The sequence below is a fragment of the Kineococcus aurantiacus genome (assembly GCF_013409345.1).
In the GTDB taxonomy this organism is placed as follows: Bacteria; Actinomycetota; Actinomycetes; order Actinomycetales; family Kineococcaceae; genus Kineococcus; species Kineococcus aurantiacus.
Genome location: NZ_JACCBB010000001.1, coordinates 2,721,975 through 2,746,701 on the forward strand (window position 1 = coordinate 2,721,975; position 24,727 = coordinate 2,746,701).

29 protein-coding genes, 1 tRNA gene and 1 riboswitch are annotated in these 24,727 nt (G+C 74.5%); of the genes, 11 read left to right on the forward strand and 19 right to left on the reverse strand.

Features of this window, described 5'->3' with window-relative positions; translation table 11 throughout:
* Nucleotides 1-93: 93 nt before the first annotated feature.
* A complete protein-coding gene (locus BJ968_RS13130; RefSeq protein ID WP_179752515.1) occupies nucleotides 94-435 on the forward strand; it encodes a helix-turn-helix domain-containing protein in 342 nt (113 codons plus the stop codon).
* Nucleotides 436-442: 7 nt separating this feature from the next.
* On the opposite strand, the gene BJ968_RS13135 is transcribed toward BJ968_RS13130, so the two are convergent.
* The 3 genes from BJ968_RS13135 to BJ968_RS13145 form a co-directional block, all read right to left on the reverse strand.
* Nucleotides 443-1,045: an ATP-dependent Clp protease proteolytic subunit gene (locus BJ968_RS13135; protein ID WP_179752517.1), complete on the reverse strand. Its 603-nt coding sequence runs from the start codon at nucleotides 1,043-1,045 to the stop codon at nucleotides 443-445.
* A complete protein-coding gene (locus tag BJ968_RS13140) occupies nucleotides 1,045-1,647 on the reverse strand; it encodes a ClpP family protease (RefSeq protein WP_179752520.1) in 603 nt (200 codons plus the stop codon). Before BJ968_RS13140 ends, BJ968_RS13135 begins: the two co-directional genes overlap by 1 nt.
* Before the next feature lie 250 nt (nucleotides 1,648-1,897).
* Nucleotides 1,898-2,143, reverse strand: a complete 246-nt coding sequence (locus BJ968_RS13145) for a DUF2630 family protein (RefSeq protein ID WP_179752522.1) — start codon at nucleotides 2,141-2,143, stop codon at nucleotides 1,898-1,900.
* A 102-nt stretch (nucleotides 2,144-2,245) separates the two neighbouring features.
* Between BJ968_RS13145 and BJ968_RS13150 the strand changes: the two genes are divergently transcribed.
* Nucleotides 2,246-2,773 carry a MarR family transcriptional regulator gene (locus tag BJ968_RS13150; protein WP_179752524.1) on the forward strand — a complete coding sequence of 176 codons (528 nt, stop codon included), beginning with the start codon at nucleotides 2,246-2,248 and terminating at the stop codon, nucleotides 2,771-2,773.
* On the opposite strand, the gene BJ968_RS13155 is transcribed toward BJ968_RS13150, so the two are convergent.
* The 3 genes from BJ968_RS13155 to BJ968_RS13165 are packed head-to-tail and all read right to left on the reverse strand — an operon-like array spanning nucleotide 2,739 to nucleotide 5,121.
* Nucleotides 2,739-3,413, reverse strand: a complete 675-nt coding sequence (locus BJ968_RS13155; RefSeq protein WP_179752526.1) for a thymidine kinase — start codon at nucleotides 3,411-3,413, stop codon at nucleotides 2,739-2,741. The genes BJ968_RS13150 and BJ968_RS13155 overlap by 35 nt on opposite strands.
* 30 nt (nucleotides 3,414-3,443) lie before the next feature.
* A complete protein-coding gene (locus tag BJ968_RS13160; RefSeq protein WP_179752528.1) occupies nucleotides 3,444-4,682 on the reverse strand; it encodes an MFS transporter in 1,239 nt (412 codons plus the stop codon).
* Nucleotides 4,669-5,121 (reverse strand): MarR family winged helix-turn-helix transcriptional regulator, encoded by a 453-nt coding sequence (locus BJ968_RS13165; RefSeq protein WP_179752529.1) that lies wholly within the window; start codon nucleotides 5,119-5,121, stop codon nucleotides 4,669-4,671. The genes BJ968_RS13160 and BJ968_RS13165 overlap by 14 nt, the downstream gene beginning before the upstream one ends.
* A 71-nt stretch (nucleotides 5,122-5,192) precedes the next feature.
* On the opposite strand from BJ968_RS13165, the gene BJ968_RS13170 reads away from it, so the two are divergent.
* A complete protein-coding gene (locus BJ968_RS13170) occupies nucleotides 5,193-5,366 on the forward strand; it encodes a hypothetical protein (protein ID WP_179752531.1) in 174 nt (57 codons plus the stop codon).
* A gap of 17 nt (nucleotides 5,367-5,383) precedes the next feature.
* Here the strand turns inward: BJ968_RS13170 and BJ968_RS13175 are convergent, their stop codons facing one another.
* The 5 genes from BJ968_RS13175 to dcd all read right to left on the reverse strand — a co-directional run bounded on the left by BJ968_RS13175 (nucleotide 5,384) and on the right by dcd (nucleotide 10,005).
* Nucleotides 5,384-6,064, reverse strand: a complete 681-nt coding sequence (locus tag BJ968_RS13175; protein ID WP_218885031.1) for a potassium channel family protein — start codon at nucleotides 6,062-6,064, stop codon at nucleotides 5,384-5,386.
* Nucleotides 6,057-7,409 carry a potassium transporter TrkG gene (locus tag BJ968_RS13180; RefSeq protein WP_179752533.1) on the reverse strand — a complete coding sequence of 451 codons (1,353 nt, stop codon included), beginning with the start codon at nucleotides 7,407-7,409 and terminating at the stop codon, nucleotides 6,057-6,059. The genes BJ968_RS13175 and BJ968_RS13180 overlap by 8 nt, the downstream gene beginning before the upstream one ends.
* Before the next feature lie 107 nt (nucleotides 7,410-7,516).
* Nucleotides 7,517-7,939, reverse strand: coding sequence for an ankyrin repeat domain-containing protein (locus tag BJ968_RS13185; protein WP_343078260.1), 423 nt, complete (start codon nucleotides 7,937-7,939; stop codon nucleotides 7,517-7,519).
* Nucleotides 7,940-8,027: 88 nt separating this feature from the next.
* Complete coding sequence (locus tag BJ968_RS13190) at nucleotides 8,028-9,311, reverse strand: EAL and HDOD domain-containing protein (protein WP_179752537.1); 1,284 nt, start codon at nucleotides 9,309-9,311, stop codon at nucleotides 8,028-8,030.
* 118 nt (nucleotides 9,312-9,429) lie between these two features.
* Entirely contained in the window at nucleotides 9,430-10,005 is a 576-nt protein-coding gene (dcd, locus tag BJ968_RS13195; protein ID WP_179752539.1) for a dCTP deaminase, read from the reverse strand.
* A gap of 75 nt (nucleotides 10,006-10,080) precedes the next feature.
* On the opposite strand from dcd, the gene BJ968_RS13200 reads away from it, so the two are divergent.
* Nucleotides 10,081-10,151: transfer RNA gene (locus BJ968_RS13200), tRNA-Gly, on the forward strand.
* Between the two features lie 52 nt (nucleotides 10,152-10,203).
* Here the strand turns inward: BJ968_RS13200 and BJ968_RS13205 are convergent.
* Nucleotides 10,204-10,470, reverse strand: a complete 267-nt coding sequence (locus BJ968_RS13205; protein WP_179752541.1) for a hypothetical protein — start codon at nucleotides 10,468-10,470, stop codon at nucleotides 10,204-10,206.
* A 100-nt stretch (nucleotides 10,471-10,570) separates the two neighbouring features.
* Between BJ968_RS13205 and BJ968_RS13210 the strand changes: the two genes are divergently transcribed.
* Nucleotides 10,571-11,554: an NAD-dependent epimerase/dehydratase family protein gene (locus BJ968_RS13210; protein ID WP_179752543.1), complete on the forward strand. Its 984-nt coding sequence runs from the start codon at nucleotides 10,571-10,573 to the stop codon at nucleotides 11,552-11,554.
* 3 nt (nucleotides 11,555-11,557) lie between these two features.
* On the opposite strand, the gene BJ968_RS13215 is transcribed toward BJ968_RS13210, so the two are convergent.
* From BJ968_RS13215 to BJ968_RS13225, 3 genes are all read right to left on the reverse strand, one after another.
* Nucleotides 11,558-11,731, reverse strand: a complete 174-nt coding sequence (locus BJ968_RS13215; protein ID WP_179752545.1) for a CsbD family protein — start codon at nucleotides 11,729-11,731, stop codon at nucleotides 11,558-11,560.
* A gap of 232 nt (nucleotides 11,732-11,963) precedes the next feature.
* Nucleotides 11,964-12,266, reverse strand: a complete 303-nt coding sequence (locus BJ968_RS13220; RefSeq protein WP_179752548.1) for a DUF4235 domain-containing protein — start codon at nucleotides 12,264-12,266, stop codon at nucleotides 11,964-11,966.
* Between the two features lie 15 nt (nucleotides 12,267-12,281).
* The gene (locus BJ968_RS13225) at nucleotides 12,282-12,422 is read right to left on the reverse strand and encodes a hypothetical protein (protein WP_179752550.1); all 141 of its coding nucleotides are present in this window, start codon (nucleotides 12,420-12,422) and stop codon (nucleotides 12,282-12,284) included.
* A gap of 61 nt (nucleotides 12,423-12,483) precedes the next feature.
* A riboswitch (TPP riboswitch) is annotated at nucleotides 12,484-12,587 on the forward strand.
* Nucleotides 12,588-12,634: 47 nt separating this feature from the next.
* Here BJ968_RS13225 and BJ968_RS13230 point away from each other — a divergent pair.
* The 4 genes from BJ968_RS13230 to BJ968_RS13245 all read left to right on the forward strand — a co-directional run bounded on the left by BJ968_RS13230 (nucleotide 12,635) and on the right by BJ968_RS13245 (nucleotide 16,732).
* Nucleotides 12,635-13,240, forward strand: a complete 606-nt coding sequence (locus tag BJ968_RS13230; protein ID WP_179752552.1) for an ECF transporter S component — start codon at nucleotides 12,635-12,637, stop codon at nucleotides 13,238-13,240.
* Complete coding sequence (locus tag BJ968_RS13235) at nucleotides 13,233-14,687, forward strand: ATP-binding cassette domain-containing protein (protein WP_218885032.1); 1,455 nt, start codon at nucleotides 13,233-13,235, stop codon at nucleotides 14,685-14,687. Before BJ968_RS13230 ends, BJ968_RS13235 begins: the two co-directional genes overlap by 8 nt.
* A gap of 170 nt (nucleotides 14,688-14,857) precedes the next feature.
* The gene (locus tag BJ968_RS13240; RefSeq protein WP_179752554.1) at nucleotides 14,858-15,631 is read left to right on the forward strand and encodes a CbiQ family ECF transporter T component; all 774 of its coding nucleotides are present in this window, start codon (nucleotides 14,858-14,860) and stop codon (nucleotides 15,629-15,631) included.
* Between the two features lie 114 nt (nucleotides 15,632-15,745).
* Nucleotides 15,746-16,732, forward strand: a complete 987-nt coding sequence (locus BJ968_RS13245; RefSeq protein ID WP_218885033.1) for an aldo/keto reductase — start codon at nucleotides 15,746-15,748, stop codon at nucleotides 16,730-16,732.
* Between the two features lie 28 nt (nucleotides 16,733-16,760).
* On the opposite strand, the gene BJ968_RS13250 is transcribed toward BJ968_RS13245, so the two are convergent.
* The 4 genes from BJ968_RS13250 to rhaI are packed head-to-tail and all read right to left on the reverse strand — an operon-like array spanning nucleotide 16,761 to nucleotide 22,785.
* Nucleotides 16,761-17,993, reverse strand: coding sequence for an alpha-hydroxy acid oxidase (locus BJ968_RS13250; RefSeq protein ID WP_281372711.1), 1,233 nt, complete (start codon nucleotides 17,991-17,993; stop codon nucleotides 16,761-16,763).
* Nucleotides 17,993-19,480: a rhamnulokinase gene (locus BJ968_RS13255; RefSeq protein WP_179752556.1), complete on the reverse strand. Its 1,488-nt coding sequence runs from the start codon at nucleotides 19,478-19,480 to the stop codon at nucleotides 17,993-17,995. The genes BJ968_RS13250 and BJ968_RS13255 overlap by 1 nt, the downstream gene beginning before the upstream one ends.
* Entirely contained in the window at nucleotides 19,477-21,513 is a 2,037-nt protein-coding gene (locus tag BJ968_RS13260) for a bifunctional aldolase/short-chain dehydrogenase (protein WP_179752558.1), read from the reverse strand. Before BJ968_RS13260 ends, BJ968_RS13255 begins: the two co-directional genes overlap by 4 nt.
* A gap of 60 nt (nucleotides 21,514-21,573) precedes the next feature.
* The gene (gene rhaI / locus BJ968_RS13265) at nucleotides 21,574-22,785 is read right to left on the reverse strand and encodes an L-rhamnose isomerase (RefSeq protein ID WP_179756661.1); all 1,212 of its coding nucleotides are present in this window, start codon (nucleotides 22,783-22,785) and stop codon (nucleotides 21,574-21,576) included.
* Nucleotides 22,786-23,009: 224 nt separating this feature from the next.
* On the opposite strand from rhaI, the gene BJ968_RS13270 reads away from it, so the two are divergent.
* Both BJ968_RS13270 and BJ968_RS13275 read left to right on the forward strand, forming a co-directional pair.
* Nucleotides 23,010-23,339 (forward strand): L-rhamnose mutarotase, encoded by a 330-nt coding sequence (locus BJ968_RS13270; protein ID WP_179752560.1) that lies wholly within the window; start codon nucleotides 23,010-23,012, stop codon nucleotides 23,337-23,339.
* Between the two features lie 38 nt (nucleotides 23,340-23,377).
* A complete protein-coding gene (locus tag BJ968_RS13275; RefSeq protein WP_179752562.1) occupies nucleotides 23,378-24,694 on the forward strand; it encodes an MFS transporter in 1,317 nt (438 codons plus the stop codon).
* The last annotated feature ends 33 nt before the right edge of the window (nucleotides 24,695-24,727 follow it).

The window sequence follows — 24,727 nt, forward strand, 5'->3', positions numbered from 1 at the left end:
CCCCGCCGCACCGCCGTCCGCCCCGAGCGGACGGCGGTGCGGCGGCCCCACGCCGGGCGTAGCGTCGGGGGGAACCGACGCTGGAGGTCCGACGTGCCGAAGCTGACCCTGGTCCCCCGCACCCCCCGCCCCCCGGCGCGCCCGGCGCCCCTGCTGCGCGACGCCGTCGGGGCGGTGCTGCGGGCCGAGCGCTCGGCCCAGCACCGCACCCTGGCCGACGTCGCCGACGCCGCCCGCGTGTCGCTGCCGCACCTGTCCGAGGTCGAGCGCGGGCGCAAGGAACCCTCCTCGGAGGTCCTCGCCGCGATCTGCACCGCCCTGGACCTGACCCTCGCCGACCTGCTGCGGCGCACCGCCTCCCACGTCGCCGAGACCACGACCGCGCCCGCCGCGCCCCGGACCGCCCCGCGCGTCTCGCTGTCCCTGGCCGCCTGAGCCGCGGTCAGCGACCGCCCACGGTCGCGGGCGCGACCACCTGGTCGGCCACCCCGTACGCGACCGCCGCCGCCCCGGGCAGGACCAGGTCGCGGTCCAGGTCGGCCCGCAGGCGCTCGGCGGAGTGCCCCGTGTGCCGGGCCAGCACCTGCTCGACCTCCGAGCGGATCCGCAGCACCTCCCGGGCCTGGATCTGCAGGTCCGCCGCGGTGCCCTGCGCACCCCCCGACGGCTGGTGCAGCAGCACCCGGGAGTGCTCCAGCACCGACCGCTTCCCCGGGGCCCCGGCGGCCAGGACGACCGCGGCCGCGGACGCCGCCTGCCCCACGCAGAACGTCGCCACGTCGGGCTGGACGAACTGCATCGTGTCGTAGATCGCCATGAGCGCCGTCGCCGAACCCCCCGGGGAGTTCACGTACAGGTTGATGTCGGCCGTCGACGACTCCGAGGCCAGGTGCACGAGCTGGGCGATGACGACGTTCGCGACGCCGTCGTCGATCTCCCCGTGCAGGAAGACGATCCGGTCCGACAGCAACCGGCTGAACACGTCGGAGGTGCGTTCGCCGCGCGCGGTCGACTCCACGACGTACGGGACGGGGTAGCCGGCCATCACAGCCCCACCTTCCGGGCCGCGCCGAGCCGGACGTCGGAGACCGCCGTCACGACGTGGTCGACCATCCCGTACGCCTGCGCCTGCTCGGCGGTGAACCAGCGGTCGCGCTGGGAGTCGAACTCGATGGTCTCGACGTCCTGGCCGGTGTGGGCGGCGGTGAGCCGCTGCATCGTCGCCTGCGTGTGGGCGAGGTTCTCGGCCTGGATCGCGATGTCGGCCGCCGTGCCCCCGATGCCGCCGGAGGGCTGGTGCATCATGACCCGCGCGTGCGGCAGCGCGTAGCGCTTGCCCGCGGTCCCCGCGCACAGCAGGAACTGCCCCATGCTGGCGGCCATCCCCATGACGAGCGTCGAGACGTCGTTGGGGATGAGCTGCATCGTGTCGTAGATCGCCAGCCCGGCGCTGATGGAACCCCCGGGGGAGTTGATGTAGAGCGCGATGTCGCTCTTGGGGTCGTCGGCCGACAGCAGCAGCAGTTCGGCGGCGATGCGGTTGGCGACGACGTCGTCGACCGCCTGCCCGAGGACGACGATCCGCTGGAACAGCAGGCGCTGGGACAACTGGTCGTCGAACGGGCCGGCCAGGGTGGGGGTGGACATCTCGAAAACTCCTCTCGACGGGTCGTGCCCCCACCGTCGGCCCGTCCCCGGCGGCCGGGAAGGGTTTTCTGCCCGCAGGAGATCCACTGCGGGCGAACAGCCGCCCCGCGCCGCGGTCACCGCCGCCGGAGGGCACCGGCCGGGCCTCGACCCGGCCGGTGCCGGCCCGTCGCCGTCCACGGGCACCACCGGTCGCCGGGCCGCGGTCCCGCCGCGGCTGCCGGCCCGGTGGGCCCGCGACCGGTCCGGGCTACTGCTGGTAGTGCTCGACCTCGCTGACGGGACGCACCGAGGCGCTGTCGGGGTCCTGGCCGGCGTTGCGGCGGGCCTCCCGCTGGCGCAGCAGGTCCCAGGCCTGGTCCAGGGCCTCCTCGGCCGCGCGCAGCTGCGCGTGCTCCTCCTCGGCGGTCAGCTCACCGGCCTGCAGCGCCTGGCGCAGGCGGTGCTCGGTGGCGACCAGTTCGTCGATCTGCTGGTGGATGTCGCGCTCGTCCATGGGGGCATCGTGCTCCGTCCCCGGCCCCGGGCGCGCGCCGGGGGTCGTCCCGATCCGGGGGAGTGCCCTCGCGGACGGCGGCCGGGCGACTAGCATCCACGCGTGCTCCCAGTCGGACAGCAGGACCACGCCGTCGAGGACGACGTCGAGGGCGACGCCGGGGACGGTGCCGGGGACGAGGTCGTCGAGGCCGTGCTCGCGGGGTCGCGCGCCGTCGTGGGCATCAGCGTCCGGTCCCTCGCGGACGCCATGGAGTCCCTGACGCTGCAGCAGTACCGCGTCCTGGTGCTCATCTGCTCGCGCGGTCCGCTGCGCAGCGGGGCGCTGGCCGCCGCCATCGGCGTGCACCCCTCGACGTTCACCCGCGCGGTCGACCGGCTGGTCGCGGCCGGGTGGGTCACCCGCGAGGACAACCCGGACACCCGCCGGGAGGTGATGGTCGCCCCCACCGAGCGGGCCCGGGTCCTCGTCGGTCAGGTGCTCGACCGGCGCCGCGCCGAGTTCGAGGCCGTGCTCGCCCGCCTGGGCGAGGACGACCGCGCCAGCGTCCGGGAGGGTTTCTCCCGGTTCGCCCAGGCCGCCGGGGACGTCGACCTCACCGACGCCACGGCGCTGGGGTACGAGAGCTGACGTCCGGGGCGCCGCTGCGGGAGGCCTTCGTCTGGCGGCGGACGTGGTGGCGCCGGCACAGCACCTCGTACTCCACGGTGCCGACGTCGCCGACGTCCAGCGTCCCCTCGGGCTGACCGACGTCGCCCACGACGACCTGCTCGCCCTCGACGACCATCACGCCGTCGACCGTGCGGGCGTTGTGGGTGGCCCGCCGCCCGCACCAGCACAGGGCCTCGACCTGCGGGACCTGCACGCGGTCGGCGAGCTCGATGAACCGGGCCGAACCGGGGAACAGCCGGGTCCGGAAGTCGGCGGTGATCCCGAAGGCGAACACGTCGACCCCGAGGTCGTCCACGACGCGGGCGAGCTGCTCGACCTGCTCGGGGGCGTAGAACTGCGCCTCGTCGCACACGACGTAGTCGAGGCCGTCCGCGGCGTGCCGGGAACTGACCTCCCGCCACAGGTCGGTCGTCTCCCCGACCTCCAGCGCCGGGCGGGCCAGCCCGATGCGGCTGGAGATCGTCGCCTCGCCCGCGCGGTCGAACCGCGTGAACAGCAGTCCCCGGCGGCCCTGGACGCGGTGGTTGTGGTCGGTCTGCAGCGCGAGCGTCGACTTCCCGCAGTCCATCGTCCCGGAGAAGAACACCAGCTCGGCCACGGGCGTCCATCCTGCCCTACGGCGTGGGCCTCAGGCGTCGCCCGCGGTCACGGCCTGCGCCTCGGCGGCCGAGTGCGGGGCGGGGTCGTGGTGGGCGACGGCGAGGTGCCGTCGCCCGGCGGTCAGGACGAGGAGCCCGACGGCCACCCCGAGCGCGCCCAGCACGAAGGGGGACCAGTCGGTGAAGACCTCGCCGAGCTCCCCGGCCGCCCACGCGGCGATCGCGCCGCCGATGAACCGGACGCAGGAGTAGGCCGCCGAGGCCGTGGACCGCTGGACGGGGGAGACCTCCATGACCAGCTCGGTGACGATGGTGTTGTTCACCCCGAGGAAGACCCCGGCGACGATCGTGCCGACCACCAGGACGGTCCGGGTCTCGACGAACACGGCCTCGACGACCAGGACGAGGGCGAACAGGGCGAGCATGGCCGACACGACCGGCACGGCCCCGAACCGGCGCTGCAGCCGCGGGGCCAGGGCCACCGAGGCGACGGCGAGGCAGACGCCCCAGCCGAAGAACACCAGGCCGAGCCGGGTGGGGGAGGAGATCCCCAGGGCGAACGGCGTGTAGGCCAGCAGGGTGAAGAACCCGAAGTTGTAGAGGAAGGCCATGACCGCGACGGTGCGCAGGCCCGGGTGGCGCAGGGCGCGCACGGGGTCCTTGACCGACGTCTTGACGGCCGGTCGCGGCGTGGCGGGCAGGAGGGTGGCGATGGCGATGAAGGCGATCGCCATGAGGACGGCGGTGCCGAAGAACGGCCCGCGCCAGGAGACCTCCCCGAGCAGCCCGCCCAGCAGCGGGCCGGTGGCGATGCCCAGGCCCAGGGCGGCCTCGTAGAGGATGATCGCGTTGGCCGTGCCGCCGCTGGCGGCACCGACGATGGTCGCCAGGGCCGTCGCGATGAACAGGGCGTTGCCCAGGCCCCAGCCGGCGCGGAAGCCGACGATCTCGGCGATGGAGCCGGAGGACCCGGCGAGCGCGGCGAAGGCGACGATGAGCACGAGCCCGGTCATGAGCGTCTTCTTGGCGCCGAACCGGCTGGAGACCCAGCCCGTCAGGAGCATGGCCAGGCCGGTGATGCCGAGGTAGGAGGTGAACAGCAGCAGCGTCTGGGCCTTGGTGGCGCCGAGCTGGCCGGCGATGGCCGGCAGGATCGGGTCGACGAGCCCGATGCCCATGAAGGAGACGACGGCGGCGAAGGCGACGGCCCACACCGCGACGGGCTGCCTGAGGATCTGCGGTCTGGTGCTGGTGTCAGGGTGCGACACGGGTGGTCCTTCCGGTGTCGAGGTGGTGGGTGATCTCCTCGAGCAGGCGGGTGAGTCGTTCGAGGTCGCCGGGGTCGGCCGGCAGGTCGTGCAGGGCGCGGGTCAGCGGCCCGCGCAGCCGGCGGCGGTTGGCGAGGAGCTCCTCGCGCCCGGCGTCGGTGAGCTCGACGAGGACGGCGCGGGCGTCGGCGGGGTCGGGGGTCCGCCGGACGAGGCCGGTGTCCTCGAGGCGGGAGACCAGGCCCGTCATGGTGGGCTGGGCGCAGCCCTCGAGGGCCGTGAGCCGGCTGATCCGCTGGGGCCCGCCGCGGTCGAGGTTGCCGAGGACGCGGGCCTGGGTCAGGGACAGCCCGGGGCCGGTCGCGGCGGCCGTGGCGCTGCGGGTCAGGGCCGAGCAGCTGAGGAGGAGCCGTTCGGCCAGGTCCTCAGTAAGTTGCATAGGGACACTATACGTCGGCGGACGGGGTGCGGCAACGTGACAGCTGCGACGCTGCGTGGTGAGCTATTGCGGTGAGTGACGAGATGTCCGTCGAGCGCACCGAGGCCGACCGCCGGGGGCGCCCCGACCGGCGCACGACGATCGACCTGACCCGCGTCGAGCGCGGGGAGCCCGAGCGCCGCCGGCTGCCCGGGGTCGACCGCCGCGACAACGACGACTCGCGCGCCCCCGACCACGACGGCTGAGCGGCCGGGGACCCCGCTCAGGACAGCGCGCTGAACGCCTCGACGTCGCGGATCTGCCCCGAGACGATGATCACGTCGTCGGCGGCCAGGACGGTCTCCGGGGTGGCGTAGGTGAAGCCCTCCCCGGCCTTGTGGTGCGCCACGACCGTCACCTTGTAGGTGCTGCGCAGCTTGACCTGCCCCAGGCTCTTGCCGACGATCGGCGCCGGCGGGGTGGTCTTGACCATCGCGAAGCCGCCGTCGAACTCGATGTAGTCGAGCATCCGGCCGCGCACCAGGTGCGCCACGCGCAGGCCCATCTCGTGCTCGGGGCGGATGACCTTGTGGGCGCCGAGCTGGGTGAGGATCCGGGCGTGCGACTCGCTGATCGCCTTGGCCCACACGTTGCGGATGCCGAACTGCAGCAGCGTGGAGACCGTCAGGATGCTGGCCTCCAGGTTCGTCCCGATGCCCACGACGGCGCGGTCGAACTCGTGGACGGACAGCTGCCGCAGCGCCTCCTCGCGGGTGGAGTCGGCGACGACGGCGTGCGTCAGCGAGCCGGCGAGCTCGTCGACCAGGGCCGGGTCGTTGTCGATGCCCAGGACGTCGACCTGCCCGTCCTCCATGAGCTCCAGGGCCAGGGAGCGGCCGAACCGGCCCAGGCCGATCACGACGACCGACCGCGGGCTGGCCAGGGCCGAGCGCTTGCTACCCAATGATCGGTCTCCCCTCGGGGTACTCGTACAGACGAGTGCGTTCGCGCAGCGCCAGGGCGGCGCCGAGCGTGATCGGCCCGATGCGGCCGAGGAACATCAGCAGGGCCAGGACGACCTGCCCCGCGTCGGGCAGCTGCACCAGCAGGCCCGAGCTCAGCCCGACGGTCGCGAAGGAGGAGATGACCTCGAAGACCACCTGGTCCAGCGGGGCGCGGGTCATCTCCACCAGCACGATCGTCGCGACCACGATGACGCCGACGGAGGCCAGGGCGACCGTCAGGGCCTGGCGCACCACGCGGTCGGCCACCCGGCGGTGGAACAGGGTGACGTGCGGCTCGCCCCGGAACTCGGCGAACACCGCCACCGCCAGCAGCGCGAACGTCGTGACCTTGATGCCGCCGGCCGTCGAGGCCGACCCGCCGCCGATGAACATGAGCACGTCCATGACGAGCCAGGACCCGCCGTTCAGCTGCGTGATGTCGACGGAGTTGAACCCCGAGCTGCGGGTCGCGGCGGCCTGGAACAACCCGGCCAGCGGCCGCGCCCACCAGTCCAGGGGTCCCAGCGTCGCCGGGTTGCGCCACTCGTTGACGGTCAGGAACACCGTCCCGAACACCAGCAGCGGGATCGTCGTGACCAGCGTCAGCTTGGTGTGCAGCGACCAGCGCGCGGGGAGGCGGAACTGCCGGCGCAGCTCCAGCAGCACCGGGAACCCCAGCCCCCCCAGGAACGAGGCGCCCACCACGGGCAGGCACATCCACGCGTCGGCGACGAAGCCGGACATGCTGTCCGAGCGCAGGACGAACCCGGCGTTGTTGAACGAGGAGACCGCCAGGAAGACGCCCTCCCACACGGCCTGGGCGACCGTGCGGTCGTAGCCGACGAGCAGGCGCACCGTGAGCAGCACGGCCGTGACGAGCTCGACGAGCAGGGAGACCCGCACGACGCCCAGCAGGACCGTGCGCACGTCCCCCAGGTCGTACCCGCGCGACTCCGTCGTCGTCAGCATGCGCGAGCGCAGGCCCAGGCGGCGGGAGGCGAAGACGGCCAGCAGCGACGCCGAGGTCATGATCCCGAAACCGCCGACCTGGGCTAGGGCGAGGATGACCACGAGGCCGAACCCGGACCAGTGCTCGCGGGTGTCGACGACGACGTGCCCGGTGACGCACAGGGCGCTGACGGCGGTGAACAGCGCCTCGACGAAGGTGGCCGACCCCTCGCCGCGGCGGGCGACGGGCAGCCACAGCAGCGCGGTGCCGACGGCGACGGCCCCGGCGAACGCGAAGGCGACGACCTGGGCGGGGTGGCGGACGACGCGGGGGCGCCGGGAGGTGCCGCCCTCCACCACGTGCTGCCTCCGCCGGTGCGTCTGGGGTCCGCGGCGCGTGCCGCACCGGCGCGCGTGCGCCGACCCGGGCCAGGGTACCGACCCGGCGCCCGGCCCGGCCGCGCTCAGTCCGGTTCGGGGACCTCCAGCAGCTCCAGGAGGTCCTCGCGGCCGAAGAAGCGGGCCGCCTCCAGGGCGTTGGGCGTGCCCAGGTACGGGTCGGCGTCGGCGGCGACGAGGGCGGCGACGACCTCGCGCTCGCCCTTGAAGACGGCGCCGGACAGCGGGGTCTGGCCCCGGCCGTTGGCGCGGTCGGGGTCGGCGCCGCGCTCCAGCAGCGCCAGGACCGTGCGCGGGTGGCCGTGGTAGGCGGCGAGCATGACGAGGGAGTTGCCGTCGCTGTCGGTGGAGTTCACCGGGACCCCGAGGTCGAGGTACCCGGACAGCTCGCGCACGCGGCCCTGCCGGGCGTGCTCGAACACGCGGTGGGCGAGCGCGAGGGCGCGCTCCTCGCCCTGGCTCACGGGGGCCGACGGAACGGCGCCCACCCCTTCGGGGGATCCGTCCCGTGTCTCGGTCACGCGGTCAGCGTAGGACCGGCGCGCGCCGGATGGCGCGCCGAGGGGGTGTCCGCGGTCAGGACGGGGTGATGACAGAACTCACTGTGACCATAGCGCCACTGAGAGCAGCGAGGTAGGCCCGGGAGACCTCGTAGACGGCGTGCCCGGCGTCCGAGATGACGAACGGCTCGTCCTCCTCGTAGGCCAGCACCGCCCGCAGGGCACGCCCCGCCGGCCCCTGCCGGTCCACCAGGGCCGTCCGCACCGACTGCGCGACCCCCGTCGTCGCCACCAGCTCCGCGTCCTGCATCCCCAGCACCGACGCCACGCCCGACAGCAGCCCCACCGTGTACGCCAGGTCCGCGTGGCCCTCGGCCAGGCGCGCGCAGGCCGAGGCCCGCGCCAGCACCATGGTCAGCGCCTCGGTGTCCACGCTCGTCACCCCGCCCAGCAGCATGAGGACCACCCACGAGCACAGCTGCTGACGGCCCAGCAGCACGATCGCCTGCCGCAGGGACGTCACCCCCGTCCGCGTCGCGGCCGCCGCCGACGTCACCGTCTTCAGCACCCGCAGGCTCAGGGCCGGGTCGGAGGCCACCAGCTGCTCGATCTCGCGGGTGGGGACGTCGGTGCCCGTCAGCGCCCGCACCAGCCGCAGGCACACCAGCTGCGACGGCGTCAGGCTCACCGCCTCCAGGGTCACCGGCCGCTGCAGGCCGTACCCCTGGAAGAGGTCCGCGCCCGCCGCCCGGCACCGGGTGAACAGCGCGTCGTCCTCGATGCGCTCCACGACGACCAGCGCCGCCGGGTTGTGCGCGCGGGCCAGGTCCAGGACCCGTTCGAGGTCCGTGCCCGCGGCCTCGACGTCGATCTTGACGTAGTCGGCCAGCGCGACCGCCGGCAGCCGGGACTCCTCCCCGATGAAGTCGTCGATCGCGATGCGGTACCCCTGCGCGCGCAACCGGTGCAGCCCGGCCAGGACCACCTCGTCGACCTCGACGTTCTCCAGCAGCTCCAGCACCACCTGCTCCGGCGAGCACGGGATGGGCAGCTCGCCGGTGAAGAAGCCGCGCGTCAGGTTGATGAACAGCAGCCGGTCCCCGGCGATCTGCTCGACGCCGAAGTCCCCGAAGGTCGCGCTGATGACCTGCGACGTCGCGTGGTCCTGCTCGGCCCCCTCGGCCAGCTCGGCGCTGGCCCGGCCGTGGTTGCGGAACAGCAGCTCGTAGGCCACCAGGTGGCGCTCGTGGTCGTAGATGCCCTGGCGGCCCACCCGGACCGGGGCGACCGACCCGGCCACCTCGTCGTCCTGCGGCCCCAGCGCGGGCGAGGGCGTCGTCACGGGCGAGCGCCAGTGCATCCCGGCCTCCCCGTCCCTCGTCGCGGCGTGTTCCACCCCAGGGACAACGGCGCGTCGGGGCCGTTCCTGAAGCCCCGGGCGCCTTCGTTGGGCCGAACGGGTCCCCCGGACCCCGCGCTCAGACCCGCGTGCGGTGGAAGGACTGCGCCGACCGGCTCGGCGTCGGGCCGCGCTGGCCCTGGTAGCGCGACCCCGAGGCGCCGCTGCCGTAGGGGGCCTGCGCCGGGGAGGAGAGCTGGAAGAAGCACAGCTGGCCGATCTTCATGCCCGGCCACAGCGTGATCGGCAGCGTCGCCACGTTCGACAGCTCCAGCGTCACGTGACCGGAGAAGCCCGCGTCGATGAACCCCGCCGTCGAGTGCGTCAGCAGCCCCAGGCGCCCCAGGCTGCTCTTGCCCTCCAGGCGCGCGGAGATGTCGTCGGGCAGCGTCACGACCTCGAAGGTGGAGCCGAGGACGAACTCGCCCGGGTGCAGGATGAACGCCTCGTCGGGCTGCGTCTCGACCAGGCGGGTCAGCTCGGGCTGCTCCTGCGCCGGGTCGATGACGGAGTACTTGTGGTTGTCGAACAGCCGGAAGAAGCGGTCCAGGCGCACGTCGACGCTGCTCGGCTGGACCATCGAGGGGTCGTAGGGGTCCAGCGCCACCCGGCCGGCGTCGAGCTGGGCGCGGATGTCGCGGTCGGAGAGCAGCACGGGCGTGAGGGTACCGCCGGTGCGAGCACCCCCGGCCGTCCGTTACAGTGGTGCCACTCCTGCTCGCAGGGGTACGCGGGTGTAGTTCAATGGTAGAACTTCAGCTTCCCAAGCTGATAGTGCGAGTTCGATTCTCGTCACCCGCTCAGCGCGAAGGCCCCGGTCCGGTGGACCGGGGCCTTCGTCGTCCTCCGGCGGCTAGCGCGTGCCCTCGGGGCCGTCGTCGCCCGGCACCGCGTTCGCGGCGTCCTCCTCGCTGATCCGGACCCCCGCGATCGGGTCGCCCTGGCCCGTCCCGTCGGCCACGTCGTCCTGCAGGCCCAGCGGGTCCTGCGGGTCGCGGGCCGGGCTGGGCACGGGGCCGGAGTCGGCGGCGCGGGCGTTCTGCCGGCTGCCGCCGTCCTGCACGGCGCGGACCTCGGCGTTGTCGCGCGGGTCCACGTGGTCGGTGCTCTCGTCGCTCACCCGGCCACTGTGCGCCGCCCGCGCGCCGCCCGCGCGCCGGACGCGTAGGGTCGCGATCCGGACGAACCAGCTGGACGACGGGGTCGAGGCGAGGAGCACCATGGCGTTGCGGGTCCTGTTCATCGGCGGCACCGGGATCATCAGCTCGGCGTGCGCCGACCTGGCGGTCCGGCGCGGCATCGACCTCACGGTCCTCAACCGCGGTCACGGCACGCGCCCCCTGCCCGAGGGCGCGCGGGTCCTGCGGGCCGACGTGCGGGACCCGGCGAGCGTGGACGCGGCCCTGGGCGACGAGCGGTTCGACGCCGTCGTCGACTTCGTGGCCTTCACCCCCGAGCACGTCGCGGCCGACGTCGAGCGCTTCCGCGGCCGCACCGGGCAGTACGTCTTCGTCTCCAGCGCCAGCGCCTACGCCAAACCCGTCGCGCACCTGCCGATCACCGAGTCCACGCCCCTGCGCAACCCCTTCTGGCAGTACTCCCGCGACAAGATCGCCTGCGAGGAGCTGCTGGCGCGGGAGTGGCGCGAGACCGGGTTCCCGGCCTTCGTCGTCCGGCCCAGCCACACCTACGACCGCAGGAGCGTGCCGCTCGACGACGGCTGGACGGCGGTCGACCGGATGCGGCGGGGCAAGCCGGTCGTGGTGCACGGCGACGGGACCTCGACGTGGGTGCTGACCCACCACACCGACTTCGCCGCCGGCTTCGTGCCGCTGCTGGGGGAGCCCGCCACGATCGGCGACGTCGTCCACCTCACGGGCGACGAGGTGCTCACGTGGGACGGGATCGCCCGGCGGCTGGGGGCCGCGGCCGGGGTCCCCGACCCGCAGCTCGTGCACGTGCCGAGCGAGGTGATCGCGCGCGAGGCGCCCGACCGCGGGCCGGGGCTGCTGGGGGACAAGGCGCACTCGGTGGTCTTCGACAACGGCAAGCTCAAGCGGTTCGTGCCCGGGTTCGAGGCGACGACGAGCTTCGCGCAGGGCGCGCGGGAGATCGTCGCCCACCACGACGCGGACCCGGCCCTGCGGGTCGTCGACGCCGTCGCCGACGCCCGTCAGGACCGGCTCGTGGAGCGGTTCGGCTGAGGGTCAGCCCTTGAAGGCGTCCTTGACGTGCTCGCCGCGCTGCTTGAGGTCGGCGGCCGCCTGGTCCTTCTGACCCTCGCGGCGCAGTTCCTCGTCGTCCTTGGCGCCGCCGACGGCCTCCTTCGCCTTCCCAGCGAGGTCCTGGGCCGCGTTCTTGATCTTGTCGCTCGCGCTCATCGTCGCTCTCCTCCCTGCTCCCGGGTGGTTCCCGGTGCGGACCACCACTGCAGCACCGCCGCGGCCGGCCCGCACCCGGGGAGGGCCCCCGCGCGGGGTCGGTCCCGGGGAGGGTTCGTGGAGGCCCCGAGGTGGTCGCGCAGCACCCGCCCGACGGCCGCGTCCGGGCGCGCGCGACCGGACCCCCACCCGCGCGGGGCGGGGGCCGGCCGCGGCAGTCACGGACCGGTGGTCAGGAGTTGGCCTCGACCCCACCGTCGTCGCCCGGGCCCAGACCCGGCGGCAGCTCGCCGAAGCTCTTGCGGTACCAGACCGCGGCCTGGCGCTCCACGACGAGCCGGGTCAGGCCGATGATCGCGCCGGAGGCCAGCGCCCAGACCACCGCCTCCCTCCACGCCACGTCCGGGTCCTCCGGGTTGTCCGGCGGCGGGGACCCCGTCGCCGTCACCCAGATCTTCTTCGTGACGCGGCTCGCGACCGCGGTCGCGAGGATGCCGGCACCCGGGCCGACCAACTTCCAGACGATCGAGCTCATGCGCCGAACCCTGCCCTACAGCAGGTCCAGGAGCCAGCCCAGGAGCGGTGTGAGGGCGGCCGCGCTGCCGCCCAGCACCGCGACGACCACGACCAGCGTCAGCAGCCGGACCGCCCTCGACGGCCCACCGTCCGGTCCCCGCATCATCCGCAGCACCCCCCCATCCTCCCAGTCCCGTCACCCCCACCGCGGGAGGCGGGGACGGGGGTAGGGTCGGGGCACACGACAGGGGAGCGCCGTGGGCGCTGAGAGTGCGGGTACCCGCAGACCCTCGAACCTGATCCGGCTCACACCGGCGTAGGGAGTCGGGACGTCCTCGACGCGTGGCCACCCGGCCGCGCGTCCCCCTCCTGGACCCAGGAGGAACCATGAGCACCAGCACCGTCAGCCGCGCCCGCAGCCCCCACCGCTGGCGCACCGTCGACCTCGTCACCGCCGCCGTGCTCGGCGTCGCGTTCGGCGTCGTCTTCTGGGGCTGGGACGTCCTGTACGCCGTCCTGACGCCCCTGTTCACCGCTGTCCCGTTCGTCCAGAGCATCCTCGCCGGGGTGTGGCTGCTGCCCGCGGTCGTCGCGGCCCTCGTCGTGCGCCGGCCCGGGGCCGCACTGCTCGCCGAAGTGGTCGCGGCCAGCGTCGAGGCCCTGCTGGGCAACCAGTGGGGCACGTCCGTCCTCGTCTCCGGCGTCATCCAGGGCCTCGGCGTCGAGATCGCGGTCGCCCTGTTCGCCTGGCGCCGGTTCGGCCCGGCCGTCGCCGTCCTCGGCGGTGTCCTGGCCGCTGTCCTCGAAGGCGTCTACGAGCTCTTCGCCTACTACGCCGGGGAGTGGACGTTGCCGCTGCAGGCCGTGTACGTCGGCTGCTTCGCCGTCTCCGGCGCCGTGGTCGCCGGCCTCGGCGGCTGGCTCCTCGTGCGGGCGCTGGCCCGCACCGGGGCCCTGTCCGCCTTCGCCGCCGGGCGCGAGCACGGTGCCTGACCTCACCCTGCGGGGCCTGACGGTCACCTCCCCGCAGGGCCGCGTCCTCCTGCGCGACGTCGACCTCGACGTCGCCGCGGGGGAGCGCGTCCTGCTCGCCGGGCCCAGCGGGGCGGGCAAGTCGACCGTCCTGCGGGCCCTGGCCGGTCTGCTCGGCGAGGAGGTCGACGCCACCGGCGACGTCCGGCTCGACCGGCGCACCCCCGCGCCGGGGGAGGTGGGCCTGCTCGTGCAGGACCCGCTGGACGCCGTCGTCGCCGAGACCGCCGGGCGGGACACCGCCTTCGGTCCCGAGAACGCGGGGCAGGACCGGGCCGCGATCTGGCGGCACGTCGCCCGCGCCCACGCCGCGGCCCGGTTCACCGCCGGCCGCGACCGCGAGGTCGTCACCCTCTCCGGCGGGGAGCGCCAGCGCCTGGCGCTCGCCGGGACCCTCGCGGCCGACCCGGCCGTGCTGCTCCTGGACGAGCCGACGGCCATGCTCGACGCGCCCACCGCCGCCGCCGTGCGCACCGCCGTCCTGGACGCCGCCCGCGGGCGCAGCCTGCTCGTCGTCGACCACGACCTCGCCGCGTGGGCCCCCCACGTCGACCGCGTGGTCCTGCTGGGACCCGACGGCCGCGTCGCCGCCGACGGCGCCCCCGGGCCGGTCCTGGCCGGCGTGGACCACCTGTGGGCGCCCGGGGCCGGCACCCCGGTCCCCCTCGCCGTCCCCGACGGGCTCCTCGCCCCGGTGCTGAGCGTGCGCGGCGACGCGCTGCGGGGCCGGGGGCTGGGGCTGGTGCGCAGCCGCCGGGGGCTGCGCCCGCGCCCGCCCGCCACCGTCCTGACCGGGGTCGACGTCACCGCCGCCGCGGGCGCCGTCACCCCGGTCACCGGTGACAGCGGCGCCGGGAAGTCCAGCCTGCTGGCCCTGCTCGCCGGCCTGGCCCGGCCCACCGCCGGGGAGCTGCTGGCGGCCCCGGAGCTGGCCGGCCGCCGCGGCCGCCGCGCGCCGGGCGACTGGACCTCGGCCGAGCTGGCCGCCCGCACCGGCTGGGTGCCGCAGTTCCCCGAGCACACCTTCGTCGCCGCCACCGTGCGCGAGGAGGCCGCCGCGACGGCCCGCGTCCTGGGCCGCGACACCGCCCGCGCGCAGGAGCTGCTCGAGCTGCTGGGGCTCGCCGACCACGCCGATGTCAACCCCTTCCGGCTCTCCGGCGGCGAGCAGCGCCGGCTGGCGCTCGCCGGTGCCCTGGCCGCGGGACCGGCGCTCGTCCTGGCCGACGAGCCGAGCGTGGGGCAGGACCGGCGGACCTGGTCGGCCGTGGCCGGTCTGCTGCGGGCCGCGGCCCGCGACGGGGCCGCCGTCGTCGTCAGCACCCACGACGGGCGCCTGCTCGACGTCCTCGGCGGGTCCGGCGGGGTGCACCTGCGGGCGGGGTCGGCCGGGGAGGTCGCGGCGTGAGCGGCGGCACCTCCCAGCCCGGCGTCCACCCCCCGGTCAGTCCCTCTGTCCATCCCCCGGTCCACACCGCGGTCCACAGCCCTGTCCACACCGCTGTGCACAGCGGTGTGGACAACCCTGTGGAGATCACCCCCGGGGGTGTGGACGACGGGGGCGTGGACGACAGGGGCGTGGACGACGGGGGTATGGACGACGGGGTCCCCCCGACCGCGGCCGAACGGCGCAGCGCCGGCCCGGGGCCGGTGGTCCGGCACTGCGGCCCGCTGCCGCTGCTGGCCGTCGGGCTGCTCTGCGCCCTCGGGGCCTTCGCCGTGCAGGAGTGGTGGCAGGCCGCCGGGGCCCTGCTCGTGCAGCTCCTGTGCGTGCCGCTGGTCGTCGGGGACGTGCGCGCGGCCGCGCGGCGCCTGCTGCCCCTGGGGCTGGCGGCGCTGTCGGTGGGGTGGTCGACGATCCTCGGCGGCGACAGCCCCGAACCCCTGTGGACGGCCCTGACGGCGACGCTGCGCCTGCTCGTCCTCGTGCTGCCCGGCTCGCTGCTGCTGGGGTGGCTCGACCCCGCCGAGGCCGGCGACCACCTCGCCCAGCGGCTGCGCGTGCCCGGGCGCGTCGTCGTGGCCGCCGTCGTCGCGCTGGGCCGGCTCGACACCCTCGCCGACTCCTGGGAGCAGGTCGCCGCCGCCCGCCGGGTCCGCGGGTCCGGCCCCGGGCGGGGACCCCTGAGCCGCGTCCGCTGGTCGGCCTCGACGGCCTTCGGGCTGCTCGTCGACGCCGTGCGCCGGGCGGGCCGGGTCTCGGTCGCGATGGACGCGCGCGGCTTCGCGGCGCAGACGGCCGGCCGCCGCTCCTGGGCGCTGCCGGCCCCCTGGCGGCGGGCCGACACCGTCCTGCTCCTGACCGGCACCGCCGTGGCGGCCGTCCCGCTCCTGCTGCGGCTGGTCGGCTGACCCCGCCACCGGCGACCGGTCCTTGACGCGGTGCCCGCCCCGGACGGCAGGATCGTCCCCGGCGACGGGGCCGGAGGACCGGCCACCGGGACGCGGGGACGCGGAGGTGCGGACGTGGAGCGGGTGCTGGGACGCAGCGGCATCGGGGTCAGCGCGCTGGGCGTGGGGACGTGGGCCCTCGGCGGTCCGATGTTCGGCGGGGAGCAGGCCCTGGGCTGGGGCGAGGTGGACGACGAGGAGTCGGTGCGGGCGCTGCGCCGGGCCGTGGAGCTGGGCGCCACCTTCTTCGACACCGCCGACGCCTACGGCACCGGCCACGCCGAGGAGGTCCTGGCCCGCGCGCTCGGCGCGCAGCGCGACGAGCTGGTGTGGGCCACCAAGTGGGGCAACACCTACGAGGAGTCCACGCGGCAGCTCACCGGCACCGACCCCTCGCCGCAGTACGCCCGGCGCGCGCTGGAGGCCTCGCTGCGCCGGCTGCGCACCGACCGGGTGGACCTGTGGCAGCTGCACATCGCCGACCTCGACCCCGTGCTGGCCGAGGACCTCGTCGCCACCTGCGAGGACCTCGTCGGGCAGGGGCTGGTCCGCTCCTACGCCTGGAGCACCGACGACCCGGCGCGCGCGGCCGTCTTCGCCGCCGGGCCGCACTGCACCGCCGTGCAGCACGGCCTCAACGTCCTCGACGACGCCCCGCAGGTGCTGGCGCTGTGCGAGGAGCACGACCTGGCCAGCGTGAACCGCAGCCCGCTGGCGATGGGCCTGCTCTCGGACAAGGTGACCGCGAGCACCGTCGTGCCCGAGGGCGACGTCCGCCACCACCAGCCGGAGTGGCTGCGCTGGTTCGACGGCGGCCGGCCCACCCCGGACTTCCTGCGCCGCCGCGACGCCGTGCGCGAGGTCCTCACCGGCGGCGGCCGGACGCTGGCGCAGGGGGCGCTGGCGTGGATCTGGGCGCGCAGCCCGCGCACGGTCCCCATCCCGGGGTGCCGGACCGTCGCGCAGGTGGAGGAGAACGTCGGGGCGATGGCCGCCGGCCCGCTGACCGCCGAGGAGTTCGCGGCCGTCGAGGAGGTCCTGCGCCCGGCGCGGGAGGGCTGACCGGCGCCTCGGCCCTCCCCGGCCGGGTTCACAGGGGGCGCGGGACGAGACGCTGCAGCTGGGTGACGTGCGCGGGGGTCAGTTCCTCCAGGCTCGTGACCTGCAGCAGCTTCATGGTGCGCACGACCTGGTCGGACAGGATCTGGATCGCCTTGTCGACCCCGGCGCGCCCACCGGCCATGAGGCCGTAGAGGTAGGCCCGGCCGATGAGGGTGAACCGGGCGCCGAGGGCGATCGAGGCGACGACGTCGGCGCCGTTCATGATGCCGGTGTCGACGGCGACCTCGGTGTCGGCGCCGACCTCCCTGACCACCTCGGGCAGCAGGTGGAAGGGGATCGGGGCGCGGTCCAGCTGCCGGCCGCCGTGGTTGGACAGGACGATGCCGTCGACGCCGAGGTCGGCCAGCCGCCGGGAGTCGGGCACGTTCTGCACGCCCTTGACCACCAGCTTGCCGGGCCACATCCGGCGGATCTCGGCGAGGTCGTCGTAGTCGATCGAGGGGTCCATGGCGTAGTCGAGGAGTTCCCCGACGGTGCCGCCGGTCTCGGTGAGGGAGGCGAACTCCAGCTTGCGGGTGGTGAGGAAGTCGAACCACCAGCCCGGGCGGGTCGCGGTGTCCAGGATGGTGGAGACGGTCAGCTGCGGGGGGATGGAGAAGCCGTTGCGCTTGTCGCGCAGCCGGGCCCCGGCCACGGGGGTGTCGACGGTGAACATGAGCGTGTCGAAACCGGCCGCCGCGGCGCGCTCGACGAGGCCGTAGGAGATCTCCCGCTTGCGCATGACGTACAGCTGGAACCAGTTGCGCCCGGTCGGGTTGGCGGCCTTGACGCCCTCGATGGTGGTGGTGCCCAGGGTGGAGAGGGTGAAGGGGATGCCCGCCGCGCCCGCGGCCCCGGCCCCGGCCTCCTCGCCCTCGGTCTGCATGAGGCGGGTGAAACCGGTGGGGGCGATGCCGAAGGGCAGCGCGGAGGGGCCGCCGAAGACCGTGGTGGACGTGTCGACCTTCGACACGTCGTGCAGGATCGAGGGGTGGAACTCCACGTCGGAGAACGCCTGCCGGGCCCGGGCCAGGGAGATCTCGCCCTCGGCCGAGCCGTCGGTGTAGTCGAACGCGGCCCGCGGGGTGCGCTTCTTGGCGATGCGCCGCAGGTCCTCGATGGTCAGGGCCGCGTCGAGGCGGCGCTTGCGGCTGTTCAGCTCGGGCTTCTTGAACCCGACGAGGTCGAGGAGTTCGCGGGGGTCGGGGACTTGACGCTGCATCAGGGCTTCCCGGGGTCGGAGGCGGAGCGGGGGGTCTGGCCCGGCTGGTGGCGGGGCGCGTAGCGGACGACGCCGGCTGATGCTCGCGCGACGGCCCGCAGGTCGTCCAGGTCCGGGCCGAGCCGGCCCGCGGCGCGGGCCTGCACCAGCAGGTTCCCCAGGGCGGTCGCCTCGACGGGACCGGCCAGCACCGGCAGGCCCGTGCGGTCGGCCGTGAGCTGGCACAGGAGCGTGTTCAGCGCGCCGCCGCCGACGAGGTGGACGACGCGGACGTCGTGGTCGGCCAGCCGCGCGGCGTCGGCCACGGCGGCGGCGAACGCGACGGCGAGGCTCTCCACGACGCTGCGGACCACCTGCGCCGGGGTGTCGGGGACGGGTTCGCCGTGGGCGCGGCACCAGTTCCGGATGCGGCCGGGGACGTCGCCCGGCGGCAGGAAGGCGGGGTCGTTGACGTCGAAGACGGCGACGGGGCCGGTGACCCGGGCGGCCGCGTCGAGCAGGTCGGACAGCTCCGCCGACCGCTCGGCGTCGGTCGCAGCCGGGTTCCACTGCCGCAGCGACTCGCTCAGCAGCCACAGGCCCATGACGTTCTTCAGGAACCGGGTGCGGCCGTCGACGCCGCCCTCGTTGGTGAACCCGGCGGTGCGGGCGTCCCCGGTCAGGACGGGGTCCTTCAGCTCCAGCCCGACCAGCCCCCACGTCCCGCAGGACACGTAGGCGAAGTCGTCGCCGGTGGCGGGGACGGCCACGACCGCCGAGGCGGTGTCGTGGGAGCCGACCGCGACGACGTCCAGGGCGGCGCCGACGGTCTCGGCGACGTCCGGGGTCAGCCGGCCGACGGGGGTGCCGGGGTCCACGAGGGCGGGCAGCAGGTGCGGGTACACCCCCACGCGGCGGGCCAGGTCGAGGTCCCAGCCGTCCCCGCCGGCGGTCAGGAGGCCGGTGGTGGAGGCGTTGGTCCGCTCGGCGACGACGGCACCGGTGAGCCAGAACCCGATGAGGTCGGGGATCAGCAGGACGGTGTCGGCGGCCTCCAGCAGCGTCCCCTCGGTGGCCAGCTGGAAGAGGGTGTTGAAGGGCAGGTGCTGCAACCCGTTGCGGGCGAACAGCTCCTTGGCGCCCACACGGGCGTGGACGGTGTCCACGCCCGCCTCGTTGCGGCTGTCGCGGTAGTGGAACGGCGTCCCGAGCAGCCGGCCGCCGGCCAGCAGGCCGTAGTCGACGGCCCAGGAGTCGATCCCGACGCTGGCGATCTCCCCGGGGTGGTGGCGCTGGGCGGCGGCCAGCCCGAGCAGGACCTGCCGGTACAGCTCCAGGACGTTCCAGTGCAGCCCGTCGCGGGTCCGGACGGGGTCGTTGGCGAACCGGGCGACGTGCCGCACCCGCAGGGCCGGTCCCGCGCCCGCTGCGTCCTCCTGGAGGTGGCCCAGGACGACGCGGCCGCTGGTGGCCCCGAGGTCGACGGCCGCGAACGCCTGCTCGCTCATCGCAGGAAGGCGGCGGCGACGCCGGCGTCGACGGGGACGTGCAGGCCGGTGGTGTGCGACAGTTCCCCGCCGGTGAGGACGAACACGGCGTTCGCGACGTGCTCGGGCAGGACCTCGCGCTTGAGCAGGGTCCGCTGGGCGTAGAACTTCCCGAGGTCGTCCTCGGCGATGCCGTACGTCTTGGCGCGCTGGGCGCCCCAGCCGCCGGCGAAGATGCCCGACCCGCGCACGACGCCGTCGGGGTTCACGCCGTTGACCTTGACGCCGTGCTCGCCGAGCTCGGCGGCCAGCAGCCGGACCTGGTGGGCCTGGTCGGCCTTGACGGCGGAGTAGGCGATGTTGTTCGGCCCGGCGAACACGGAGTTCTTCGAGGCGACGTAGACGATGTCCCCGCCCAGCCCCTGGGCGATGAGGACCCGCGCGGCGGCCTGGGACACCAGGAACGAGCCCTTGGCCATGACGTCGTGCTGCAGGTCCCAGTCCTGCTCGGTGGTCTCCAGCAGCGGTTTGGAGATCGACAGCCCGGCGTTGTTGACGACGAGGTCGAGGCCGCCGAAGGCGAGGACGGCCTCGTCGACCGCGGCGCGGACGGCGTCGGGGTTCGACACGTCGGCGGCGACCCCCACCGCCACGTCGCTGTTGCCGAGCTCGGCGGCGGCGGCCCGCGCCTTGGCCAGGTCCAGGTCGGCGACGACGACGCAGGCGCCCTCGGCGGCCAGGCGGGTGGCGATGGCCTTGCCGATGCCCGAGGCGGCGCCGGTGACCAGCGCGATGCGGGTGGCGAGGGGTTTCGGCTTCGGCATCCGGGCGAGCTTGGCCTCCTCCAGCGCCCAGTACTCGATGCGGAACTTCTCCGCCTCGTCGATGGGGGCGTAGGTCGAGACCCCTTCGGCGCCGCGCATGACGTTGATCGCGTTGACGTAGAACTCCCCGGCGACGCGGGCGGTCTGGGCGTCCTTGCCGTAGGAGAACATCCCGACGCCGGGGACGAGCACGATCAGCGGGTCGGCGCCGCGGATCGCGGGGGAGTCCGGCGTGGCGTGCCGGTCGTAGTAGGCCCGGTAGTCGGCGCGGTAGGCCTCGTGCAGTTCGTGCAGCCGGGCGACCTGCTCCTCGACCGTGGCGGTGGCCGGCAGGTCCAGGACCAGCGGTTTCACCTTGGTGCGCAGGAAGTGGTCCGGGCACGAGGTGCCGAGCGCGGCCAGGCGGGGGTGCTCGGCGCGGGCCAGGAAGTCCAGGACGACGTCTGCGTCGGTGAAGTGCCCGACCTGCGGCTTGTCGTGGGAGGCGATCCCGCGGACCACGGGAGCCAGGGCGGCCGCGCGGGCGCGGCGCTCGGCCTCGGGCAGGGCCTCGTGGCCGGGCAGCACGGGACCGAACGGTTCGGGGCGGGAGTTCTCGCGCAGGAACGCCTCGGCGGTCTCGACGATCCAGCGGGAGTTCGCCTCGGCCTCCTCGCTGGTCCCGCCCCAGGCGGTGATCCCGTGCCCGCCGAGGATCGTGCCGACGGCCTGCGGGTTGGCCTCCACGATCGCGGCGATGTCCAGGCCGAGCTGGAAACCGGGGCGGCGCCAGGGCACCCAGACGACCTTGTCGCCGAACACCTGCTCGGTGAGCTTCTCCCCGTCGGCGGCGCAGGCCAGGGCGATCCCGGCGTCGGGGTGCAGGTGGTCGACGTGCGCGGCCTCGACGAGGGCGTGCATGGCGGTGTCGATGGACGGCGCGGCACCCCCCTTGCCGAAGAGGCAGTGGTCGAAGGCGGCGACCATCTCGTCCTCGCGCTCCACCCCCGGGTAGACGTCCTTCAGCGCCCGGAGGCGGTCCAGGCGCAGCACGGCCAGGCCCTCCTCGGTGAGGGTGCCGAGGTCGCCGCCGGACCCCTTGACCCACAGCAGGTCCACGTCGGTCCCGGTGACGGGGTCGGTGGCGGTGCCCTTGGCGCTGGTGTTCCCGCCGGCGTAGTTGGTGAGGCGGGGGTCCGCCCCCAGGGCGTTGGACCGCGCGATGAGCGCGGCGACGGTCTCGTTCGGCACGGGTCAGGTCCTCCGGGTGGGTGGGGCGCGGTCAGCGCGGTGGGCCGGGGCGGGCGGGGGTCAGGCGCCCCAGCCGGCCTGGGTGCCGCCGATGCGCTCGGCGGCGATCCGCTCCACGTAGCCGGAGGCCTTGAACGCGGCCATCGGGTCGGGGTGCAGGCCCTGGCTCTCGCGCAGTTCGGCCAGCAGGGGGCGGACGTCGGTCTGGAAGGCGTCCGTGAACACGTCGTGGGCGCCCAGGACGTCCCCGGCGCGCTGGGCGGTGGTCAGGGCCTCGCGGTCGACCAGCAGCGCCTTGGCGGTGGCCTGCTGGACGTTGGTCACCGAGCGGATCTGCCCCGGGATCTTGTCCTCGACGTTGTGGCACTGGTCGAGCATGAAGTTCACCCCCGGGCCCGCGGGGTCCCAGGGGACGCCGGGCCCGTGCGCGGGGGCCAGGGCGCCGGCGCGGACGATCTCGTAGAGGATCCGGAACAGCTGGAACGGGTCGGCCGCCCCGGCCATGAGGTCGTCGTCGGCGTAGAAGCGGGAGTTGAAGTCGAACGCGCCCAGCCGGCCGGCGCGCAGGAGCTGGACGACGATGAACTCGATGTTCGTGCCGGGGGCGTGGTGGCCGGTGTCCAGGACGACCTTGGCCCGCTCGCCCAGGGCCAGGCAGTGCAGCAGCGAGGTGCCCCAGTCGGGCACGTCGGTGGCGTAGAACGCCGGCTCGAAGAACTTGTACTCCAGGACGAGCCGGTGGTCGTCGTCGAGCAGGGCGTAGACCTGCTGCAGCGACTCGGCGAGGCGTTCCTGGCGGTCGTGCAGGTCGTCCTGGCCGGGGTAGTTGGTCCCGTCGGGCAGCCACAGCTTGAGTTCCTTCGACCCGGTGGCGCGCATGACGTCGACGCACTCGGCGTGGTGGGCGACGGCCTTGGCCCGCACGCGCGGGTCCGGGTGGGTCAGGGAACCGAGCTTGTAGTCGTCGTCCTGGAACAGGTTCGAGTTGATCGTCCCGATCGTGACGCCGAGGTCGGTGGCGTGGGCGGCGAGCTTGCCGTAGTCCTCCACGAGGTCCCACGGGATGTGCAGGGACACCCGCGGCGTGATCCCGGTGTACCGGTGGACCTGGGCGGCGTCGGAGAGCTTCTCGAAGGGGTCGCGGGGGGTCCCGGGGCTGCCGAACACCTTGAAGCGGGTGCCGGAGTTCCCGAACGCCCACGAGGGCAGTTCGATGGTCTGGGTCCGCAACGCGGAGAGCACACGGTCGCGGGTGGGTCCGGTGATCGTCATGGTGGCTCCAACTCCATCGTCGTCCAGCGCGGTCACGCAGGAGGACCGTACTCCGACTTTGACACGTTTCACAAGAAGGTGCCCCGAGCGGTCGCGGGGCGGTCCCGGGGCGGCCGCGCAGACGCTTGACGCGGCGGGGAAGGCGCCTCCAGACTGCCCGCGGGCTCTTTTGAATCGTCTCAGGAGCCGGTCCGGGTCGTCGGCGACCCCGCGGAGGAGATCACGTGACGGAGCGCGCCTGCTTCCTGCTGCACCTGCGGCCCGAGCTGGTCCAGGAGTACCTGCAGGTCCACGCCGAGGTGTGGCCCGAGGTGCTGGAGGCCCTGACCCGCACGGGGTGGCGCAACTACTCCCTCTTCCTGCGCGCCGGGGACGGCCTCGTCGTCGGGTACTGCGAGACCGACGACTTCGAGGCCACCACGACGGCCATGGAGCGCGAGGAGGTCTCCGCGCGCTGGGAGGCGACGATGGGCCGGTACTTCCAGCCGGCGCCGGCCGGGACGAGCGGCGACCGGCCGCGCGAACGGCTCGTCGAGTACTTCCACCTCGACTAGACCCGCCAGAACCACTCGACGACGAGCCAGGAGGAGCAGTGGCGCTCGGAGCCAAGACCACCACGGGGTGGAAGGCGACCATCGCGGTCGCCATGTCGAACTACATCGAGGCCGGCTCGATCATCGCGATCGCCGTCAGCCTGACGAACTGGCAGGAGCGCTTCGGGATCGGCGACGCCGCGGTCGGCCTGCTGGCGGCCCTGTCCGCCAACGCCTTCGGCGCGGCGATCGGCGCGGCCGTCGGCGGCCCGCTGTGCGACCGCCTGGGCCGCAAGTTCATCTACACCTACGACCTCGTCCTCTACATGGTCGGTGTCCTGCTGGCCGCGTTCTCCGTCAGCTACCCGATGCTGCTCGTCGGGTTCGTCCTCACCGGCATCGCCGTCGGGGCCGGTGTCCCGGCGTCGTGGACGTACATCGCCGAGGAGGCCCCCGCGCAGCACCGCGCCCGGCACGTCGGCACGGCCCAGCTGGCCTGGTCGATCGGCCCCCTCGTCGGGTTCGCGCTGGCCGTCGCCCTCGGCGGCCTGGGCCTGCTGGGCAACCGCCTGATCTTCCTGCACCTGTTCGTCGTCGCCGCCGTCACCTGGTGGGTCCGCCAGGGGCTGCCGGAGTCGGCGATCTGGAAGGACGAGACGACCGCCGGCGCCACCGCGCAGCGGGCCTCCGGCGGCCGGGGCCTGCGCGGGCTGTTCTCCCGGCGGGCCAACCTCACCGCCCTGCTGTTCCTCTTCGGCGTCTACGCGTTCTGGAACACCGTGGCCGGCCAGGCCGGCATCTTCATGCCGCGCGTCTACCAGGCCGCCGGCGTCGAGAGCGCCACGGAGCAGAACCTGCTGCAGGTCCTCGTGTGGGCGTGCACCGTCGTGGCGACCCTCGTGGGCTTCATGCGCTACGGCGACAGGGTCAGCCGCCGCGCGCTGTACGCCCTGGGCGCCGTCATGGGCATCGTCGCCTGGGCGCTGCTCGTCTTCGCCGACGGGAGCCTGCCGACGCTGCTGGGGTACGCCCTGCTGTGGGGCCTGGCCGCGGGCATCGGCGCCCAGGCGTTCTACAGCGTGTGGACCTCGGAGCTGTTCGCCACGCCGTACCGCGCCAGCGCCCAGGGCGTCCTGTTCTTCGCGGCCCGCTGCGCGGTGGGGCTGCTCAGCTACTGGTTCCCGACGCTGCTCACCGAGCAGGGCGTGCCCTTCGTCGGCACCGTCATGATCGGGCTGCTCGTCGTGGCGCTGGTCGTGGGCACGGTCTTCGCCCCCGCCACGCAGGGCAAGACGCTGCAGCAGATCGAGGCCGAGCGCTACGGCGAGGTCATCGACGGGCCGGCCCCCTCGGTCGGGGCGCCCGCCCGCCGCTGACCGCGACCACCGCGACCAGCCGGCCAGGCACCC